13 protein-coding genes are annotated in these 20,339 nt (G+C 41.1%); 9 read left to right on the forward strand and 4 right to left on the reverse strand.

The window, feature by feature from the left end; all coding sequences use genetic code 11:
* The first annotated feature begins 26 nt into the window (after positions 1 to 26).
* The 8 genes from rng to FCN25_RS11280 all read left to right on the forward strand — a co-directional run bounded on the left by rng (position 27) and on the right by FCN25_RS11280 (position 13,292).
* A complete protein-coding gene (rng, locus tag FCN25_RS11245; protein WP_137224793.1) occupies positions 27 to 1,517 on the forward strand; it encodes a ribonuclease G in 1,491 nt (496 codons plus the stop codon).
* On the forward strand, positions 1,517 to 5,806 hold the full coding sequence (locus FCN25_RS11250) for a YhdP family protein (protein ID WP_137224795.1): 4,290 nt from the start codon (positions 1,517 to 1,519) through the stop codon (positions 5,804 to 5,806). The genes rng and FCN25_RS11250 overlap by 1 nt, the downstream gene beginning before the upstream one ends.
* Complete coding sequence (locus FCN25_RS11255) at positions 5,730 to 6,560, forward strand: carbon-nitrogen hydrolase family protein (RefSeq protein ID WP_137224797.1); 831 nt, start codon at positions 5,730 to 5,732, stop codon at positions 6,558 to 6,560. The genes FCN25_RS11250 and FCN25_RS11255 overlap by 77 nt, the downstream gene beginning before the upstream one ends.
* Positions 6,561 to 6,626: 66 nt before the next feature.
* Positions 6,627 to 8,075 (forward strand): metalloprotease TldD, encoded by a 1,449-nt coding sequence (tldD, locus tag FCN25_RS11260; protein ID WP_137224799.1) that lies wholly within the window; start codon positions 6,627 to 6,629, stop codon positions 8,073 to 8,075.
* 489 nt (positions 8,076 to 8,564) lie between these two features.
* Positions 8,565 to 9,986, forward strand: coding sequence for a TolC family protein (locus tag FCN25_RS11265; protein WP_137224801.1), 1,422 nt, complete (start codon positions 8,565 to 8,567; stop codon positions 9,984 to 9,986).
* Positions 9,976 to 10,965, forward strand: a complete 990-nt coding sequence (locus FCN25_RS11270) for an HlyD family secretion protein (protein ID WP_137224803.1) — start codon at positions 9,976 to 9,978, stop codon at positions 10,963 to 10,965. Before FCN25_RS11265 ends, FCN25_RS11270 begins: the two co-directional genes overlap by 11 nt.
* A 12-nt stretch (positions 10,966 to 10,977) precedes the next feature.
* A complete protein-coding gene (locus FCN25_RS11275; RefSeq protein WP_137224805.1) occupies positions 10,978 to 12,150 on the forward strand; it encodes an ABC transporter permease in 1,173 nt (390 codons plus the stop codon).
* Positions 12,147 to 13,292, forward strand: coding sequence for an ABC transporter permease (locus FCN25_RS11280; RefSeq protein ID WP_137224807.1), 1,146 nt, complete (start codon positions 12,147 to 12,149; stop codon positions 13,290 to 13,292). Before FCN25_RS11275 ends, FCN25_RS11280 begins: the two co-directional genes overlap by 4 nt.
* A gap of 187 nt (positions 13,293 to 13,479) precedes the next feature.
* Here the strand turns inward: FCN25_RS11280 and FCN25_RS11285 are convergent, their stop codons facing one another.
* The 4 genes from FCN25_RS11285 to FCN25_RS11300 all read right to left on the reverse strand — a co-directional run bounded on the left by FCN25_RS11285 (position 13,480) and on the right by FCN25_RS11300 (position 19,201).
* On the reverse strand, positions 13,480 to 13,992 hold the full coding sequence (locus FCN25_RS11285) for a hypothetical protein (protein WP_137224809.1): 513 nt from the start codon (positions 13,990 to 13,992) through the stop codon (positions 13,480 to 13,482).
* Positions 13,993 to 14,121: 129 nt separating this feature from the next.
* Positions 14,122 to 17,184, reverse strand: coding sequence for an efflux RND transporter permease subunit (locus FCN25_RS11290; protein WP_137224811.1), 3,063 nt, complete (start codon positions 17,182 to 17,184; stop codon positions 14,122 to 14,124).
* A gap of 11 nt (positions 17,185 to 17,195) precedes the next feature.
* The gene (locus FCN25_RS11295; protein ID WP_137224813.1) at positions 17,196 to 18,290 is read right to left on the reverse strand and encodes an efflux RND transporter periplasmic adaptor subunit; all 1,095 of its coding nucleotides are present in this window, start codon (positions 18,288 to 18,290) and stop codon (positions 17,196 to 17,198) included.
* 569 nt (positions 18,291 to 18,859) lie between these two features.
* Entirely contained in the window at positions 18,860 to 19,201 is a 342-nt protein-coding gene (locus tag FCN25_RS11300) for a helix-turn-helix transcriptional regulator (RefSeq protein WP_137224815.1), read from the reverse strand.
* Positions 19,202 to 19,352: 151 nt separating this feature from the next.
* Between FCN25_RS11300 and FCN25_RS11305 the strand changes: the two genes are divergently transcribed.
* On the forward strand, positions 19,353 to 20,336 hold the full coding sequence (locus tag FCN25_RS11305) for an SLAC1 anion channel family protein (protein ID WP_137224817.1): 984 nt from the start codon (positions 19,353 to 19,355) through the stop codon (positions 20,334 to 20,336).
* Positions 20,337 to 20,339 lie beyond the last annotated feature (3 nt).

Genomic DNA, 20,339 nt, shown 5'->3' on the forward strand with positions numbered 1-20,339 from the left:
GAGCATGACCTGAATACTGGTGGCTTATGAATATAAAAGCACAACGTAAAAAAGGCACAGAATTACTTATCAATGTCACGCCAACAGAAGCGCGTGTTGCATTAGTCGAGCATGGTGTGTTGCAAGAGGTGCATATTGAACGTCGTATGAAGCGAGGTTTAGTCGGCAATATCTATAAAGGTAAAATCAGCCGTGTACTTCCTGGCATGCAAGCTGCGTTTGTTGATATTGGCTTAGATAAAGCCGCTTTTTTACATGCTTCCGATATTGTTCCTCATACCGAATGTGTTGCCGATGTCGAGAAAGGCAACTTTGTTGTACGTGATATTGCCGAGCTCGTGCGCCAGGGCCAAGACATCATGGTGCAAGTGGTTAAAGATCCACTCGGTACCAAAGGTGCCCGTCTAACAACCGACATTACCTTACCTTCACGATATTTAGTCTTTATGCCTGGTTCTAGCCATGTGGGCGTATCACAACGCATTGAGCTCGAAGAAGAGCGTCAACGTCTTAAAAATATTACCTTGCCTTATGTTGATGATGACGGCGGTTTTATTATACGCACTGCGGCTGAAAATGTGGGTGAAGGCGAACTCGCCCAAGATGCGGCTTTTTTAAGGCGAGTGTGGTCAAAGGTTAGCGAACGTCGTAAGCGCAAAGGCGTTATTTTACTGTATCAAGACTTGGCATTGCCGGTGCGGATTATTCGTGATTTTGTGGGGGAAGAACTTGATCATATTCAAGTTGATTCACGTCGTACCTATGCAGAATTACAACAGTTTGCTCAAGAGTTCATGCCTGAAATTGCGGATAAAATTGAGCATTATGCAGGCCCAGCACCTATCTTTGAATTGTATGATGTCGAAAACGAAATTCAGCGGGCTTTAGGCCGCAAAGTGGAACTTAAATCTGGCGGTTATTTGATTATTGATCAAACCGAAGCCATGACCACAGTTGACATTAATACCGGAGCGTTTGTTGGCCATCGTAATTTAGAAGAAACCATTTTCAATACTAATCTTGAAGCCACGCAAGCGATTGCGAGACAACTGCGGTTGCGTAATTTGGGCGGAATTATTATTATCGACTTTATCGATATGCTCAATAATGAACACCAAAAGCGAGTGCTCGAAAGCTTAAATGCCGCATTAGCGTTAGACCGCGTTAAAACCAGTGTTAGTGGTTTTTCCGGTCTAGGTTTAGTCGAAATGACTCGTAAACGTACCCGCGAAAGTTTAGAGCACGTGGTGTGTGGTGAGTGTCCGTCTTGTAAAGGCACCGGCACCATGAAAACCATTGAAACCGTGTCATATGAAATTTTTCGCGAGATTATTCGTTTAAATCGTGCTTATAAAGCCGATGAATTTTTACTGTATTGCTCACCAGCTGTGTATATGAGCTTTAGCGGTGATGAGTCTCATTTGTTGGCAGAGTTAGAAGTCTACATAGGTAAGCGTATACGTTTGCAAAATGAACCCTTATACATTCAAAGTAAATATGATGTGGTGATGATGTAGTGTCTATAAACCGGGCTGCAACTATTAATAGATTATCTTGGCAAATTTTGGCTATCACGCTAGTGTTATTTGCATTGGTTGTTAGCCTTATTCGCGGGTTATTGCCTCATATTCCTGAAATACGCACCGAATTAGTTAATTACCTCAAAAGCGAATATCACCTAAATGTACAAATGGATGAGCTCAGTGCTGAATGGCAAGCATTTGGCCCAGCACTGACCGTTAAAAATTTAGTCATACCGCCGCAAGATAATCTACCTATTACTGTTATTAGCGAAAATGTACACATTAAACTCGATTTTTGGCAGTCGCTTATTTCCTTACGTCCACAGATTGAAACCGTGGTATTTGATGGGGTTAAAGTAGCGTTAAATCTCGATCAATTATCCACCACAGATGAACATGCTGAAACGGATAACAATGTAAATCTAGATTGGTTGTATGGCCTATTATTAGAACAGTTGGGACATTTTTTGATCACAGATGCATCACTCCAACTGATTAGTTCACAACATGATTATCGACCGATTTTTATCGATAACCTGTTGTGGCTAAACACTGAAAATCATCACCAAGCACAAGGCATGATCCATGTTGATCAGCTTGAGTCGCAGCAAGAGCAACTAACTTTACGCATTGATCTTAAAGGCGATGGCTATCAACCTGATACTGTAGAAGGCCAACTTTATGTTACTGCTGATTCATTGGATTTGGGCGAATGGGCTTCCAGACAACATACTGCGCAGCAAGATACTGATAATATTGAATTCCAAGGCGTGATAAATCTCGATGCATGGATGACATTCAAGCAGCGCGAAATTAGTGATGGCATCTTAGTTTTTAAACCTAGCTGGTTACAGTGGAGTGATAGTGACACCCAACAAAAGTTCGCTATTAATTCAGGTGCATTGCGGTGGACCCCACAACCTAGTGGTTGGAAAATTGAGAGTCAGGATCTCGATTTATCAACTAACGATCAAACTTGGCCATCGTTGAAGATAGCGGTTGGCACTCATGCGGGTGATTTTTTTGGTTATGTTAATCAAATCATTCCGTCATACCTCAAGCCTATGTTGCCGTTAGTTCCTGGATTAGGTAAGCAACAAGTGAGCAATTGGCAGCATCTCAATCCTCAAGGGGAAATCGGCCCAATTAGGCTCTATAAGCCCGCAGATAAATCGATGATAGCCAAAGTCGACATTCAACAATTACAGTGGCAACCCTATCAGTCGATACCAGGAATAAGCCCTATTGATGCCAACTTAACGTGGGCCAATAATCAGCTTGAATTTAGCTTGCCAGAGCAGGAATACAAACTCGACTTCAGTGATGATTTTAGCCAACCATTAACACTTAATGGCAGTGCTATTATGGGCCGTTATGATTTTGATCTGCATCGACTAGCCATCCCTAATATTGAATTGGTCAATGATGATATTACACTGCAAGCGGGCTTGAATTTAGCATTTTCTGAGCAGCCTTTTATGGCGTTAGCGGCGAATCTAACTATTAATGACGTTGCCCATGTGGGACATTATTTTCCTCTAATGGCCATGAGCCCCCATTTAGTCGATTATCTTAATGATGGTTTGGTTGCTGGGAAAATCAATAATGCACAGCTTGTGTGGCAGGGTGAATTAAGCGGATATCCTTATCAAGATCATAGCGGAATATTCCAAGCGGGTTTTACCCTTGATAGCGGCATCTTTAAGTTTCAACCGAATTGGCCAGCTGTGAGTGATTTAACCCTTTCTGCACTGTTCGAAAATGACATGATGGATTTGCTTATTGAGCAGGGGAAACTCGACAAAGTCGCTGTTAACGGGGCCCGAGTGTCTATTGCGCATTTAGGTAAAGACTCTTTATTAAAAGTGGTAGCGGATATCACCACAGATGCACAAGCCGCCACTAAAGTGATTAATGCCTCTTCGTTGCAAGACTCCGTTGGTGCAACGTTAGATGTGGTGCAAATTCAACAGCAAATTAATACTACCTTGGATCTTGCTATCCCTTTATACCAAGGCGGTGAACAACTAATAAAGGGCCAAGTTAATTTAACTAACAATCCGATTTTTATTACGACTCCAGGACTCGATTTACAAAAAGTGACTGGCCAAGTGACTTTTAATAATCAATTGATTAATGCTAAAAATATCAAGGCACAGCTGTTTAATCAGCCGTTAACATTTAGTGTGGCGACGGCTGATAAAAAAGGTAATTTAGCCTTAAATGTCGACATGGCTGGACGCTGGGATCTCGCTAGCTTGCCGAGTCAATTAACTAATCCGATGACCGGTACCTATAACGGAGAACTTAATTGGGACGGTGGATTGACCATGATATTTGACCCTAGTGGTTACAGTTTACAAGTCTCGGTAAAATCTGATTTAGTTGGAACCTCTCTCGACTTGCCTTCGCCCTATAAAAAATCTGCTGTCGAGCCTCAAATACTTCGAGCCGATCTCATTGGTGATAACAAACAATCATCTCTAAGCATCAAGCTAGGTAATAATGTTGAATTTTGGGGTGGGTTTAATGCTGAAAATGGCAGCCAACTTGCTTTTTATGACATTATGATTGGCCGTCATTTTAGGCTTGGCGATACATTAAATAAGCAACAGGGTCACTTGCATCTGGATTTGTCAAAAATAGAGTTAGCGCAATGGCTACCACTCATTAATCGATTTAGTACGGCTACGGAACCTCAAGTTGTCACATCGTCAGTACGCGATCGTATTTTATCCGCACACGAGTTGCCTGATGCCGTTATACCTGCAAATACTATCGCTTCGACTGAATCGACAGTCGTGGCATCGGAATTCCCCAAATTATTGGGTATTCATGCCGACATTGCCCAATTAAATGTATTGGGTCAGTCATTTGATAAATTGCACTTTGATGCTCAACCTACAGAACATTTATGGCGGGTTGAAGCTGAGTCACAACAGTTTGATGGTCGTATCGATTTTTATCCAAACTGGCGCGATCAAGGGATTAAAGTTGTTGCCAAAAAACTGCATTTATTCCCATCACTGAGTAGCATTGAAAGTGTTGAATTGAGCTCGACATCGATGCAACAACACCTACCGACATTAGCGGTAGATGTTGATGATTTTAGCGTAAATAATTTATCATTCGGGCACTTAGTACTGCAAGGTTTGCCCAATGATCAAGGTTATAAATTTCAAACGATTTCACTCACCAAACCAACTGTAACATTACAAGCTAATGGATTATGGTCTGTTGACCATGGGAGTGATAAAACCTTATTTGATGTCAATTTACATGCAGACAAGTTTGATGATTTATCGACGATATTAGATATAAACCCAGGATTGAAAGATGCTCCGCTTGATCTTACTGGCCAACTATCTTGGCTAGGCGCGCCTTATCATTTCGCGCTTGAGACTCTAAACGGTCAGTTAAAGTTTGACTTAGGTAAAGGCCATTTATCGGAGATAAGTGATAAAGGTGCGCGGGTATTTTCGTTATTTAGTTTAGATTCATTATTACGTAAATTATCGTTAGATTTTTCAGATGTATTCGGCAAAGGTCTGTATTTCAATACCTTTAATGGCAATCTTACAATTGATAATGGGGTGGTTAAAACCACCGATACCGAAATGGATGCTATTGCTGGCGATATGCGTGTTAGAGGTTACACCGACCTAACTACCCAAAGCTTAAATTACGACATTCGTTTTGTGCCACAACTTGCGTCCAGTGTTCCAACCGTAGTGTTACTCAGTACCAGTGCGTGGACTCTGGGTTTAGGGGCATTTGCACTGACTAAAGTATTAGAGCCTGTTATTGAAGTTATCTCAGAAATTCGTTTTCGACTCACAGGTACTATGGAAAATCCACAACTAGAAGAGCTTGAACGTAAGAGTAAAGAAATCGAAATCCCTAAGGCCATTTTACCTCAGGACGCTGAAACTGATGTAGGAACCGATTCTGATGCTAAAGTAAAAACAGATGATAGTAGTAATGAAACTGATATTGAGAGCAAGGATCTCGCAACCGACGCTCAAGACAGTGCTGCGCTTAATACTACAAAATACATTGGTACAACGCCATCAAGCATAATTATTCCTAGCATCAATAATCTTTTTCAAACCGCACAAATACAATCCACAGATACACGAGAACGTTTAATTAAACGATCAACTTTTGAGCCATCAACTAATGTCGTTATGCTACAAGGAGTGAGAAATGCAAATCAGCTTATTGCAATGCCAAAGCAGTCGCGATGTCAAAGCCAATCTCGCATTTGTCGACTCGCAGCTTAAAGACTTACCTCGAGATGCTAATGAACCACAATTAGTGGTGTTACCTGAGTGTTGTTTATTGTTTGGTGGCCATGAGAGTCAACAACTTGAATTCGCTGGCAGTCAGCATCAAAGCGATCTTAAAAATGCGTTAGCGGCAATGGCAAAACAATACCAAGTGTATTTTATTGCCGGCACTATTCCCATGCGTGCCGATGATGGTAGAGTCTTCAGTCGTTGTTATTTTTTTGATGATCATGGCATCACCCTAGGGCATTACGATAAACTGCATTTATTCGATGTTGAAGTGAGCGATGGCACCAAAACCTACCGCGAAAGTGATACCTTTCATCCAGGAGATCACATTACTATCGTCGATACCCCCTTTGGCAAAGTGGGTTTAGCCATTTGTTATGATATTCGCTTTGGCGATATGTTTCGGGCTTTGCGTTTAGCGGGAGCAGATTATATTGCCCTACCTTCAGCATTTACCAAGGTGACTGGTGAAGCGCATTGGCAAGTGTTATTACAAGCTCGAGCAATAGAAACCCAATGTTACTTGTTAGGTGCTGGCCAATGGGGGCAACATAATCAAGGTAGTAGAGAAACATGGGGGCACAGTATGATAGTTGATCCATGGGGTCGAGTGATTGCTGAGCGAGCCACTGAATGTGGCTGGGTACAAGCTAAAGTTGATTTAACGGAACTACGCCGTATTCGTCAACAAATGCCGGTGATCGGCCATAATCGATTTATAGCGCCACAGTTGAAATAACACTGAATGAGCCCTGACTAACACTGAGTTCACAGTAAGCGTTACCAATTAAAAAAGAGAGTTTTAATGCCATTTTTAGCCCAAGTAGAGCAGAGTTTATTACAAGATGGATTAACCTTAGATGGACTGCAAGGTTACTTAAATACTATTCATCAGCACAATATCGATTTTTCAGACCTGTATTTCCAAGGTAGCCGCCATGAGTCTTGGGTATTAGAAGATGGCATTGTTAAAGAAGGTAGTTTCCACATTGAACGTGGGGTAGGCGTACGAGCCATTAGTGGTGAAAAAACCGGTTTTGCTTATTCTGACGAAATTAGCCCTGTAGCCCTTGATGCAGCAGCAAAAGCGGCCCGTGGTATTGCCAGTGTAGGTGAGCAACAAAAGGTACAAGCTTTTAAACGTCAAACTGCACATAAACTGTATGACAGTGCTGATCCGATTGCTGCTATGGATGAAGTTAAAAAAATTGATCTTCTGAAACAAGCCGATGCTTATATTCGTAGCCTAGACAGTCGCATTATTCAGGTGGTTGTTAGCCTATCAGGGGTGCATGAAGAGATATTAATCGTCGCGAGTGATGGCACATTAGCCGCCGATATCCGTCCTTTAGTGCGTTTTAACTGTAGTGTTATTTTAGAAGATAACGGTAAGCGCGAACGTGGTAGTGCTGGTGGCGGTGGTCGTCATGATTACAGCATCTTTTTAGCTACCGATGACGCAGGCTTACCACTAAGCTTTGAATTTGCCCGTGAAGCGGTGCGCCAAGCACAAGTCAATGTTAACGCTATTGATGCTCCAGCAGGTGAAATGCCAGTAGTATTAGGTAATGGCTGGCCAGGCGTATTACTGCATGAAGCCGTTGGCCATGGCTTAGAAGGTGACTTTAACCGTAAAGGCAGCAGTGCTTTTAGCGGTAAAATAGGTCAACAAGTGGCGTCGACATTAGTGACAGTGGTAGATGATGGCACCATGGAAAACCGCCGTGGCTCATTAAGTATTGATGACGAAGGTGTACCAAGCCAAAAAACGACCTTAATTGAAAACGGTATTCTAAAAGGTTACATGCAAGACAAGTTAAATGCTCGCTTAATGGGACAAGCTCCAACCGGCAACGGTCGTCGTGAGTCTTATGCGCATTTACCTATGCCTCGAATGACCAATACCTATATGAATGCAGGAGAGTCAAACCCTGCCGATATTATTAAGTCGGTTAAAAAGGGCGTTTATGCACCGAACTTTGGTGGTGGACAAGTCGACATTACCTCGGGTAAGTTTGTATTCTCAGCTTCTGAAGCCTATTTAATTGAAGATGGTGAAGTCACACATGCCATTAAAGGTGCGACATTAATTGGCAATGGTCCTGAAGCGATGGGATTAATTTCAATGGTCGGTAATGATTTAGCCTTAGATAAAGGCGTCGGTGTATGTGGTAAAGACGGCCAAAGTGTACCTGTCGGCGTCGGCCAACCTACATTGAAAATTGATCGACTGACCGTAGGCGGTACGGCTTAACATTAACCCGCTATTGTAATAATACCATTCCGCGTTAATAAGTGATGACTCAGCGAGAGTTTAAAAGGGCTTAAATAAGACGCATGACTGAATGAATAGTGGTTCTCTTTCGAAGTCATGCAACGCAGTGTAAGCCTTTTTAAAACTCGCCTGAAAGGAATGCCCCAGCAGCTTTTGCTCTGCGTTCTCGCTATTTGAAAGGGAACAACCATTACTACATAGCGACGCCTTAATCAAAAACCGCTGGACGCATTCTGAGTGGTCACTTATTAATGCGGATTGGTATATAACGGCTTGCTGAGTATTTATGCTTAGTGAGCCGTTTGCTATGGGGTGATGGCCTAACATTGAATATTCAATGTGTTGTAGTTGGCAATAGAGGGCATTAATTAACTGAAAGGGTTATTTTTATAAGATATGTCGCTGTGATAATAACCATTTTGGGTTATTATCCACCAAGAAATTAGGGTGTTAACTCTTGAGGTTTTTATGGTTCCACAACGTAATATCAATACGCATAGTTGGAGGCGCTATCGTCTTGGCCTGTGTTTGAGTATTTCTTTATTAAATTTGAGTGTCTTAGCTGAGCCTATTACATTCAGTCATGCTTGGCAGCAATTAGAGCAAGTGAGCGATCAGCTTCAAGCTAAATCCCAGCTTGTTAATCGTGCACAAGCGGAAGAAGATGCTGGAGATGCGTTAAATTACCCCTCTATCAATATTGCTGGTAGCTATACCCGCCTCGAAAAACCGCTTGAATTTGATGTTCAAGATTTAGATTTAGATCTTAGCTCATTGTCCAGTACCATTATGGATGTATTATCAACCATTCCTAGCTCTATGTTTGTCACTCCGTTAACCGAACAAGATGTGTTTCGTGCCAGCCTACAAGCTATGTGGCCAATTTATACCGGCGGTAAAATTACGGCTGCTCAAGGGATACATGCGGCACAGGTTTCCGAGACCGAACAAGAGTTAGCACTGGCTCGGCGTGAGTTGTTTCTCCAGTTAGTTGATCGTTATTATGCGGTATCGGTAACAAAAACCTTAGTTGATACCCAAAAGCAGCTGGTGGATTCATTAACTGTACATGTGACTCATGCAAAAAAATTAGAACAACAGGGACAAATCGCCAAGGTTGAACGCTTAAATGCCCAAGTAGCATTAGAAAATGCCAAAGTTAATTGGGGTAAAAGTAAGCGCCAATATGAAATGGCCGAAATTGCCTTAGCGCGAATGCTACATATACCCAGTGTTGATCCTATCTCGGCACTTTTTTTACTAGAACAACAGCCATCTTTACCACGCCTTAGTCAGCTGACGCTAACGCAGCACCCCGCGTTAAAACTACTAGAAGCGAAAGAAGCACAAGCCAATGGTTTGGTGGATCTAGAAAAAGGCAGTTATTACCCTACAGTGTATTTATACGGTAATTATACCTTGTACGAAGATAACAGTTTATTTGCTCAAGTAGAGCCCGATTGGATGGTCGGTGTCGGCATGAGCATACCGCTGATTAGTCGCGATGGCCGCAGTGGTAAAGTACAAGCGGCGAAAAGTGCTTTATTGCAAGCTCGTTATACCAAGGCACAAACCAAGCAAGATTTAAGTTTACTTATTGATCAGAGTTATCGGCAAATGTTGCAAGCCAAAGAAGAAGCGGATGCGCTAGATGTTTCATTAGCGCTAGCGACAGAGAATCTACGTTTACGAGAATTATCTTTTAACCAAGGTTTATCTACCTCAATTGATAGGGTAGATGCAGAGTTAAGTCTCACCGCGGTTAAAACCCAGCAATTAGGCGCTAAATATCGTTATATTCAAGCCTATGCCAAAGTGATGGCCGTTAGTGGTCAAGTGGATGAATTCATTAACCGAACACAAATTCAGGGAACAGCTTATGCGGGCTAATAAGATTATTGCGGTTGTGGTGTTCGTGCTACTTATATTGCTACTAGGTTATGGCGTAAAGCTGGCTTTTGTACCTAAGCCTGTGGTGTTGCAGGGGCAAATAGAAGCGCGTGAATATAATATTTCGTCAAAAGTATCTGGGCGGATTGAACAAGTCTTAGTCAGAAAAGGCGATCGGGTTGATGTTGGCGATATTTTGTTTGCCATTAGCAGCCCTGAATTAGATGCCAAGTTAATGCAAGCCCAAGGAAATCTAGATGCCGCAACGGCTATGCAACAACAAGCCAATAATGGTGAAAGACAGCAAGATATCATGGCAGTTGAAGATCAATGGTTAAAAGCTAAGGCCGCGACAGAACTGAGTGACAAAACCTATCAACGTATCGAAAACCTTTTTGATGAAGGCGTTGTCGCACGACAAAAACGTGATGAAGCTTATACTCATTGGCAAGCTGCCAAATATACCGAACAAGCAGCTTATGCTAAGTATCAAATGATCCAAGAAGGCGCTCGAGTTGAAACCAAAGCCGCAGCTGCTGGTAAAACGCGTATGGCCGAAGGTGCAGTTAATGAGGTTAATGCGATTTTAACAGACAGCCAAATGCGCTCACCTAAAAAAGCAGAAGTGAGTGAAGTGCTATTGCATGCTGGTGAGTTGGCACCAAGTGGTTTTCCGGTAGTGAGCATTATTGATATGAGTGACTCGTGGGCTGTGCTACAAGTCCGAGAAGATCAATTGCTGCAATTTAAGCAAGATCAATCCGTAATGTTAGAGATTCCAGCATTGCAGCAGCAAGTTGAGTTTACTGTTACTCACATTAGCGTGATGGGTGATTTTGCCACTTGGCGTTCAACTGAAAGCGGTCACGACTTTGACATGCGTACCTTTGAGGTGGAGTTAACCCCAAAGCAGAAGATTGCCGATTTACGCGTAGGAATGTCGGTATTGTTTCAAGCAGATCAGCATGAAGAACGTTAATAAGGCTTACTGATGAGGCATTTATTCAGACGTGAGTTTACAGCCTTATGGCATTCACCATGGCAATTAGCCTTGATAAGCTATATTCCTATCATTGGAATATTGGGCTTATGGTGGTTATTCAGTGCCGGAATACCAAGGCAGTTACCTGTCGCTGTGGTTGATTTAGACAATAGTCAAATCAGTCGGATGCTAGCGCGAGAATTGTCAGCTAACCCATCAGTTACACTACATTCATATGCCAATGAAGTGGCGGCGATCAATGCCATGCGTCAATCACAAGTGTATGCGTTGGTTATTTTTCCCTATCAACTCAAAAAAGACTTATTAACATCTAAACGCCCGATAATTGATATTCGCTATAACAGCCAATATTTATTAGTGGGAAGATTATTGTCTAGCCAGCTACAGCGAAGTCTCGCACAAGGATTGACTCATTTCGGTGAAGTTAATCTATTGCTTAAAGGTGCCAATAAAGCCACTGTCGATGTGAGTTTATCGCCTATCAGTAATCAAACCACGGCTTTATTTAATCAAAACGTTAATTATGTCAGCTTTTTAGTTCCGCCAATATTAATTGCCTTATGGCAATTGCTAGCCATGCTGGTTTTTGTTAATAGTGTTAATCGTGAGCTTATCCCACATGGTAAACGTAACTATTTAGCTCACGATATTTGGTCTAAAGTGTGGGTGAAAATGGTAATTTACAGCCCTATCATGCTTATCCATGGTGGTTTTATTCTATTGTGGTTATATCAATATTTAGCGTTACCCGCTTCAGGCTCTTTATTGCTGTTGGTCTTAGCACAAGCGGTTATGCTCATTGTATTGTGGTTATTAGTGTTGGTTATTTTTATGCTTGTGCGTGATCGTGCGCGAATCGTTAGTTTTTGTACCGGATTATTTGCCCCAGCATTTGCATTTATGGGGATCACTTTTCCGGTAAACGACATGTTCATTGTCGCTAAATGGTGGCGATTACTCATACCTTCTAGTCATTATATTGATTCGCATATTAGTGTGATTAGTTATGGTGTTGGTTTGCGACAAGTGTTGGTCCAGATGGGATCTTATTGGGGCTTTTTACTGTTACTGCCTTTGCTTTATGTGTTAGGGCGCTATGCACAAAAAATCCCTGAACAGGCTCAAGTCGATGTTCTAATGGATCCAGAGGTGAATAGATGAACTTCTGGCAGTTAATCGTTGCAGAATGCAAAGCCATATTGACCGATAAAGCGATTATGACGACATTGTTTGGCGGGGTATTATTTTACTCAATACTTTATCCATCACCGTATTTATACGAAGTGCCAACAGAACAACCTGTTGTGGTGGTTGACCAAGATAATTCTTCACTCAGTCGACTATTGATCCGTCATGCCGATGCCAGTGCAAAGATAAAAATACTCACTAATGTAAGTAGTATTGCTCAAGCTCAAACGTGGATTGAAGAGGGTAAAGCGCACGGTTTATTGGTTATTCCGCCTAATTTTAGGCGGGATTTAATGTTAGGCAAAGGCGCAACATTAAGCTACGGCGGTGATGCAAGTTACTTTTTAATCTATGCTGCCGTTGTTGAGGGATTACTTAATGCGGGTATTGATGCAAGCAAACAAGTGCAATTAATCGGTTTACTGGCCCGAGGGCAAAACCCCGAGCTTGCCCAGCAGGCTATTAACTCTATTAGTCTTAACTCTGTACCCGCTTTTAACCCAAGTTTGGGTTACACCCCCTATGTGGTACCGGGTTTGTTTTTATTAATTCTGCATCAAACATTACTCATTGGTACAGGGATTTTGGGTGCCAGTCAATGGCGTAAACCTGGATATTGGCAACAAGTGCGCCCAGTGACTTTGGTTCTGGCAAGGCTGAGTGTTTTTATGATGATTTACGCGCTATTTAGTAGCTACTACTTAGGTTATTGCTTCTATTGGTACAAAGTCAACGTGGTTGCCACTGTGCTTGAAGTAGGTCTTTTTATGTTGCCTTTTTTACTCGCAACAGCGGCGTTAGGTATTTATCTCAGCAGTTATTTTTACCGTCGAGAATTACCCACTCAATTGTATTTGCTGGTGTCGATGCCGATTTTATTTGTGTCTGGATTTGTGTGGCCAGTTGAATTAATACCGCAACCATTAGTGTTAGCTTCTCAGGCTATTCCCGCTATTCCCGCTATTATGGGCATGATTGAACTCGGTCAATTAGGTTCAGGATGGTTGGCTGTAATGCCTAAATGGTTACAATTATGGGGATTATTTGCGGTATTTGTTACTATGGCCATTATGGCCATTTCAGATAAACAAAAAGACTTTAAGATTGAATCATAACATTTCAGTAAGAGTGTCTAATGGGCTATATCATAACGAAATAAGTATGAGTAAAGTTACCTTATAAATAACAATAGACAGGTGTGGTATTCATTTACCTGTCTATTGTTCGCACTGACTCGAGTGCTTTGGGGGATTTTGTTGGTTGATTAGCGTTAACCATAGTGGTTTTTTTGTCTAAATCCAATTACATCATTCCATTTTGGTCGCTATTTAATGCGGCTTCTAAACGTTCAACATTATGTTGATATATACCATTGTTATCGACTTCTGCGGCATGTTTAAAGTCTGCTAATGCTCCTAAGCTGTCATGACTCATTAACTTCATCACACCACGATTGTTATAAGCATAAGCACGAACTGTCATCGATGGGATTGCTGGTTGAGTACGCGCACTTTTCACTGCTGCACTACAGGCTTTTTCAGCTTTTTCCATGTCAGCTAATTTTATATATCCTGCGCATAAGTTCACATTGCGAGAATACTCATCCACAGCAAATTTACTGGCCGATAGTGTTGCTGTTAGTCCTTCTTTAACATCACCAAATTGTAATGCATCAACGCCAGGCACATCTTCAATTAATACCATCTTGTAGGCATTACTCGTGGTTTTCGAAGTTTGTTCGTCAGCCATAACACTTGTTGATGCTGTCAGTACTAATGTGGCACAAATTAGGCCATTAACGATGCTCTTTTTCATGATGTCGATCCTTAAGTGATTGAGGTAGCGCCGCGCTACAGGTGAACTTTAGTGAAAAGGGCGACAACCGACAAACGATATAAAACGCATTAATGGGTTAAAAAAATTCACTTATGAAATATGAGGTGGTTATTTATCCCTATCGAATCCGTATGCAAACATTGGTACATACACTAGGGTGAGTAAGGTACCTACGATAAGCCCGCCGATGGCGACATCTGCCAGTGGTGATAAACGTTCTAGGCCAACGGCTTGTTCTAGTGCAATAGGGATCATACCGGCTATGGTGCCAAAAGCAGTCATCATGACTGGACGAAATCGGACGCGGACACTTTCAACGGCACTTTCAAATGGCGATTCTTTTTTCCTAAAGTCTTGATAGAAATCGACCAGTAATACTGCGTTTTTAATGATGATCCCAAACAGCAGTAAGATACCGATTAAGCTTGGCATACAGCTGGGTTTGTCAAACAATAACATGCCCCATGAGGCGCCGATGAGGGATAGTGGCAAGACCACTATCATGATTAGGCCGAGCCCAACTGAGCGATAAATGACGATAAGTGTGATGGCTAAAATAACGATACCTGTTGCGATAGCTTTGATCATACGGGTAAAGCTGTCATTTAAGGATATAATGTCGCCTTGCTGGGTAACATTGTAACCAGCTGTATTCACAGTTTTTAGTGCTTCGATGGCATCGCTAGTAATATGAGTTACCGGGCGGGTTGTGCGGAATCCATTAACATCGATGCTGTATAACATCTGGTCACGTTCTATTTTTGCCTGGGTCAGATTATTACTGATTGTCGCTAATGCTGTTAGCGGTAATTCATCACCAGCGGGTGTTTGGATCAACATCGATTTTAGACTTTGGATATCCTCACTAAAACTTCCTTTAAGGTACAAGCGAACGTACTGAGTTGACATTGATGATAAGCTGCCGCTCATAGATAATATCCGACCGTTGATGGGTATTTGTTCGGCAATGGCTGCCGGTGTTAGCCCATAACTCAGTGCTTTATTGGTATCTATATCGACTTTTAATTCATTAAAATCACTTGCCCAGCTTTGGGTAATACTGGTTAATCCTTTTATAGGCGCCAGTGCTTGTGCAACTTTCTCGGCCATTTCGGGTAAGTTTTCAAAATCACTGGATGTGATACGAACGTCCAGTGGCGCTTTAATCGAACTCATAGGCGTTGCACCAAAATCATAAACTTCGACGGTTTTAATGCCTGATAAGGTGTGTAATTGATCGCGGATTTCATCTTCGATGGTCCATAGGGATTTTTTGCGTTGGAACCGATTGACGCAGTTAATAGTGATGATGGCTTCACTTGGTAAATTACCACTGCCTAATGATAATACCCCTGTTTCAGAACCGAAGGCGACTGAACTCATAGTGACTTCTGGTTGCTGATGTAACCAAGTTAAAAAGGGTTTCATTTTGGCTTCTGAGTCTTCTACGCGGTCATTGGCGCTGAAGACAATGTGGGCTTTGATAATCCCAGTGTCCATCGGCGGCATAGTGTCTTTGCCGATAATGGGCATAATGTTTGACACACTAATAATCAGTAAGGCCAGTACACCGACGGTTAACAATAGTTTGCGCCACACCGCGTAACGGCCATTGGTAAAATGCAGAATACTGATATAAGGGGCGACTAAGCGTCCGAAAGAGGCTTGGTAAAGTCGTTCAAAAAATTTTTCGATACGATTTTTTTGAGTACCATTTTTATAGAGGTATAACGATAATTTTGGAATAAAGGTTATTGATAGAAAATACGAAACGAGCAGTGCGATGATCAGTGTTGATATTAAGGGTCTAAAGATATGCTGCGGGAAATCACCGACAAACATCAGCGGAAACATGATTACGATGGTCGCGACGGTGCCGGAAAATATCGGAGACAGAACTTCTTTGGTACCTTCTTCAATCGCGGTGTTTAAATCCTCTTTGACCTCGCTTATATGCCGTTCGATATTTTCAAGAACCACAACTGCATCATCCACCAACATGCCGAGTGCTAAGATGATGGCGGTATAGACCACAATATTCAGCTCTCCACCGAATAAGTAAATAATGGCTATGGTGCCAAAAAAGACCAGTGGGATCGATAAGCCTGCAGCAATAATTGCACGGAAGTTACCGAGAAAAAACATCATTACAATCAGGGTATAAATAACGGCATCACGTAATGCTTCCAGCATATTATCGTTTGCGGTTTCGATGAGGTCGCGTTGAGTATCACTAATTTGAAATTCGATATTGGGGTATTGTACTTTTAGTTTTTCAAGTTCGGTCCGTGTCGCCTTGCTAACATCGAGTACACTGCCACCGGGAGCTCGTTGCACTGCCATGGCGATACCTTCTTTGCCGTTACCCATATAACCACTAAAGCGTTTTTGGTAACCCCATTTGACTTTGGCAATATCTTTTAAATGAACATTAGGCGCAACAAATATGTTTTTTACACTATCAATATCGGCATAATCGCCGTAATAGGTCAGAGTAAAAAAGCCATTTTTACCTTTAAGAAACCCTAGCGGCATATCTTTGTTTGTGGCAGTAATAACATTGGCGACTTTGTTAAAATCTAAACCATATTTTTTAGCTTTAAGTGGGTCAAGTTCGATATTAATCGCACTTTGATAGCCACCAAAAACTTCTACATTACCAATATCAGGTTTACTTAGAAGATAAGGCTTTATAAAGCTGTCGGCTATTTTACGTAAATCGGGTAAGGTCAAATTACTGTTTTTTGAAGATAATGTAATCACTTCGACAGGCCGAGTAAAAGCACCAGAAGTATAAATTGCTGGGTTTGCGCCAGCGGGTAATTTACTGCTTGCTATCGATAGTGCATTGTTAACATCAACCGCAGCAGCATCTAATCCTTTTTCATATTCAAACTCACCTTTAACAATAGAAAAGTTTGCCACATTAACCGAGCTAACTTCGCGGATCATTGCAAGCCGAGATATCTCCTCTTCGATGGGTTTGGAGACCGTTGATGCCGCAACCTTTGCTGTGGCGCCTGAGATTTGTGTGATGACGATAATGGTAGGACGATCTGAATCTGGGAATAGGTTTTTCGGCATGGAAATTAATCCCATTACGCCGATAATAAACAAAGCGATAATCAGTGCAAAAGTCAGGTAAGAACGGTGATAAAAATAATTAAACATTTTATAACCCTTTACGAATTAGCTCGGATAATAGAGATGCCCGTGAGCAGCTTAAGTAGAATGTCGGGTTTAGCAACGACATATTCATCGCCCGCTTTTATGCCGTCTACCAATAATCCTTCACTGCCTTCTGCGATAATGGTTACCTGGTGAGCCACCGCTGTATCGCCTTCGACAAGAAGAACATATTGTTTACCATTTTTTTGCAATACGGCATTTGTGGGTAATAGAATATTTTTACCGCGATACACAATCAGTTTTACTTCAACTCGGTTACCGGCCGATACGGTTGTTTGCAACTGGCAACTGTATTCGTTTAAGCCGTTATCAGTGCTGTTAAGTGAATGTACTGGGCAGTTTTGTTGTTGGTAAATAACGGCGCTAGGAATGACTTTATCGGAAACGCGCACCAGTAATCTTTTTGTGTTGCCACCGGATAAACTTAATAGTGATTTGCCACCAGTGGCAATGCCCCCCTCGGCGATAAAGGTTTTACTTACCACGCCATCTATTGGTGATTTTATGCTGGTATAACTGAGGTTGTCATCGATTTCACGAATATTTTGTTTTAATGCGGCCACGTTGTTTTTCATGCCTGCGATTGTTGATTCCATGCTCTCGATATTGGCATTATCAGTATCAATTTTGTCTTGTGAAACCGCTTGAATATCGAGCAGTTTCGTATTGCGTTTATAGCTAATTTGTAAACTTTTAAGATCGGCTTGTTTAGCTTTAATCTGATTGCCCATTTCTGCTATTTTAAATTCAAGACTTTTCTTTTGCGCCAATAGATCTCCCGCATCAAGTTCTGCCAGTAGATCACCTCGTTTAACATTGGTGCCACTGGTTACGATCATTTTTACACGTGACGTGACCTTTGAAGCTAAATCAACATTACTATCACTTTGTACCTCGGCTAAATAAGGCAAGGTTAGCACCACGGTTGAAATGCTGGCTGTGTTTACCGGCACCACCAAGCCATAAGTTTTAGCAGGAGGAATGGATTGCATCGCTGTTTTCTTATGACTGATAATGGTTACACCAGCAATAATCAAAGCAATGACAATGAGCAAGGAGACAATTGTTTTTATTGATATGATTTTCATAAGTCTATTGTTCTTTATTAATTTTGTTGCCTATAAGTTAGTCACATTCGTATATAGCGGGCATCTTATATAACGAGTCAGTGAAAACTGAAATGAAGCGAATTTAAAAAATTAACAATTATTGAGTGTTAATTAAGTTAAAAAACAAATATTAACGCATGTAATTTTGATTTCATCACGCATGTTAAGCTCCTAATATTTAGCTTGTTCTGCACTTTGCTTTTGACTCGCGTCGACTTTGGCATGAAATACCAAGTGATTGACAAGAAATTTGTTACGATCAAGTTTCAATCCGACTTAAAATAATTTTGTAAGTTTTGCATTATTATTCCTGATGACGTTTCTTATCGTAAGTTAAGGCGTAAAAAACATAAAAAGGATGCAAATTTTTAATTTTTAGTATCGGATCAACTGAATGATTTTATCCTGTTAGGAAATGTATATTATGTTTGGAGTTCACATTCTTGAAAAGAAAGACGATTCTCTTGGTATTGTTCTGATTTTATATCAGGTAGAAGTAATGAATCGGCATTAATAGGGCGTTCGGGCGGGGGGAGTTTATTTGTGGGTTATAAATAATCTTCAGTTAACAGAATACTAAATGCTTTTAATTTTTCTTTATTAATGAAATAACACACTTTAGGTGGTGTCGATTCGGCACGAATAAGGCCTGATTTTTTTAACACGCGAAGATGTTCTGAAACGGTTGACTGAGCCAATCCGATATGGGGAACCAGTGCGCCATTTAAACAACCTCCCTCCCTGTCATCTAATTTTATTAGAATTTTTAAAATACGTAATCTAGCTGGATGCGATAATGCTTTAGCAATGAGGGCGAATTGTTGTTCTCTTGCCCGCTCATCCTCTGTGGTACTAAACATATCATTGGATAAATTTTGTTTAGACAGCATTTCGTTTTCCTCCGTAATTAGATGACATCATCGTTAAAGTACATTGAACATTATAAAAGTATGGCTTACAACTTACTATTAGACTTGACAAAAATAATGCTCAGGCGCTTAATAATCGTAAAATAACGATTAATAAAAGGGGTTGGGCTTGATGAAGTCTCAAGAGGTCGTTCAACAAAAACCTTCTAAGTTAAGAAATTTTGCAGTGATGTTATTTTCTTCAGTAATGGGGCTTTCTGGATTAACGCTGATGTATTTACGTGCCACGACCGTATTACATTATCCTCAGATTATTGGAGAAATTTTAGCAGGTGTAACGATACTTGTTTTTGCGTTGGTATCTATTACTTTTTTAATTAAATGTATTGTGCATAGAGATGCTGTGTTGGAAGAGTTACGACATCAAGTTAAATCAGTATTTTTTGGCGCTATTGCAGTTTCATTTCTGTTGATTGCCACTATTTTGGGTAACTTAGACCTCCCTGGGGCGTCAGTTATCTGGTGGATAGGAGCGATATTAGAGCTTTTTGTGACTTGTTATTGCTTTTCTTTTTGGATGAATAACGATATGCAATTACAACATGCAACACCCGCGTGGATGATCCCTATAGTGGGTAATTTGATTGCTCCCTTTGGCGGTGTCGGCATTGTACCTATTCCCGTATTGATGTTTTTCTTTAGTGTAGGGATATTTTTTTGGATTATTTTGCTGCCTATACTGATTAATCGTATTATTTTTCACGGTCCTATTGCAGAGCAATTTATTCCAACACTGTTCATTTTAATCGCACCGCCAGCGGCGAGCTTGATTGCATATTTAAATATAAATGGTAATCAGTTGGATTTTTTTGGGACCATGCTTTTTAATATCGCACTCATTTTTACCATCCTGATTTTCAGTATGTGTAGAAGCTTCTTGGGTAAAAAGTTTTATATTTCTGCTTGGGCCTATACTTTCCCTTTAACGGCAATGGCAGTAGCAACACTGGTTATGTTTGCTCAAACTGGTTTTGTTTTTTATGCATATTTAGCACAAGTGATGATTGTTGTTTCTACAATCATCATTGTTTGGGTTTTTTACCAAACATTAATACGTGTTTTTAATGGCAAACTATTTAGCCTGCCCCAGGGTTAAGAG

The organism is Shewanella sp. MEBiC00475 (assembly GCF_005234075.1).
GTDB classification, from domain to species: domain Bacteria; phylum Pseudomonadota; class Gammaproteobacteria; order Enterobacterales; family Shewanellaceae; genus Shewanella; species Shewanella polaris.

Excerpts from the sequence above, each read along its gene's own strand:
- rng (WP_137224793.1), top strand. The coding sequence starts at position 27 with ATGAATATAAAAGCACAACGTAAAAAAGGCACAGAATTACTTATCAAT.
- FCN25_RS11255 (WP_137224797.1), top strand. The coding sequence starts at position 5,730 with ATGCAAATCAGCTTATTGCAATGCCAAAGCAGTCGCGATGTCAAAGCC.
- tldD (WP_137224799.1), top strand. The coding sequence starts at position 6,627 with ATGCCATTTTTAGCCCAAGTAGAGCAGAGTTTATTACAAGATGGATTA.
- FCN25_RS11265 (WP_137224801.1), top strand. The coding sequence starts at position 8,565 with ATGGTTCCACAACGTAATATCAATACGCATAGTTGGAGGCGCTATCGT.
- FCN25_RS11270 (WP_137224803.1), top strand. The coding sequence starts at position 9,976 with ATGCGGGCTAATAAGATTATTGCGGTTGTGGTGTTCGTGCTACTTATA.
- FCN25_RS11275 (WP_137224805.1), top strand. The coding sequence starts at position 10,978 with ATGAGGCATTTATTCAGACGTGAGTTTACAGCCTTATGGCATTCACCA.
- FCN25_RS11280 (WP_137224807.1), top strand. The coding sequence starts at position 12,147 with ATGAACTTCTGGCAGTTAATCGTTGCAGAATGCAAAGCCATATTGACC.
- FCN25_RS11285 (WP_137224809.1), bottom strand. The coding sequence starts at position 13,992 with ATGAAAAAGAGCATCGTTAATGGCCTAATTTGTGCCACATTAGTACTG.
- FCN25_RS11290 (WP_137224811.1), bottom strand. The coding sequence starts at position 17,184 with ATGTTTAATTATTTTTATCACCGTTCTTACCTGACTTTTGCACTGATT.
- FCN25_RS11295 (WP_137224813.1), bottom strand. The coding sequence starts at position 18,290 with ATGAAAATCATATCAATAAAAACAATTGTCTCCTTGCTCATTGTCATT.
- FCN25_RS11300 (WP_137224815.1), bottom strand. The coding sequence starts at position 19,201 with ATGCTGTCTAAACAAAATTTATCCAATGATATGTTTAGTACCACAGAG.
- FCN25_RS11305 (WP_137224817.1), top strand. The coding sequence starts at position 19,353 with ATGAAGTCTCAAGAGGTCGTTCAACAAAAACCTTCTAAGTTAAGAAAT.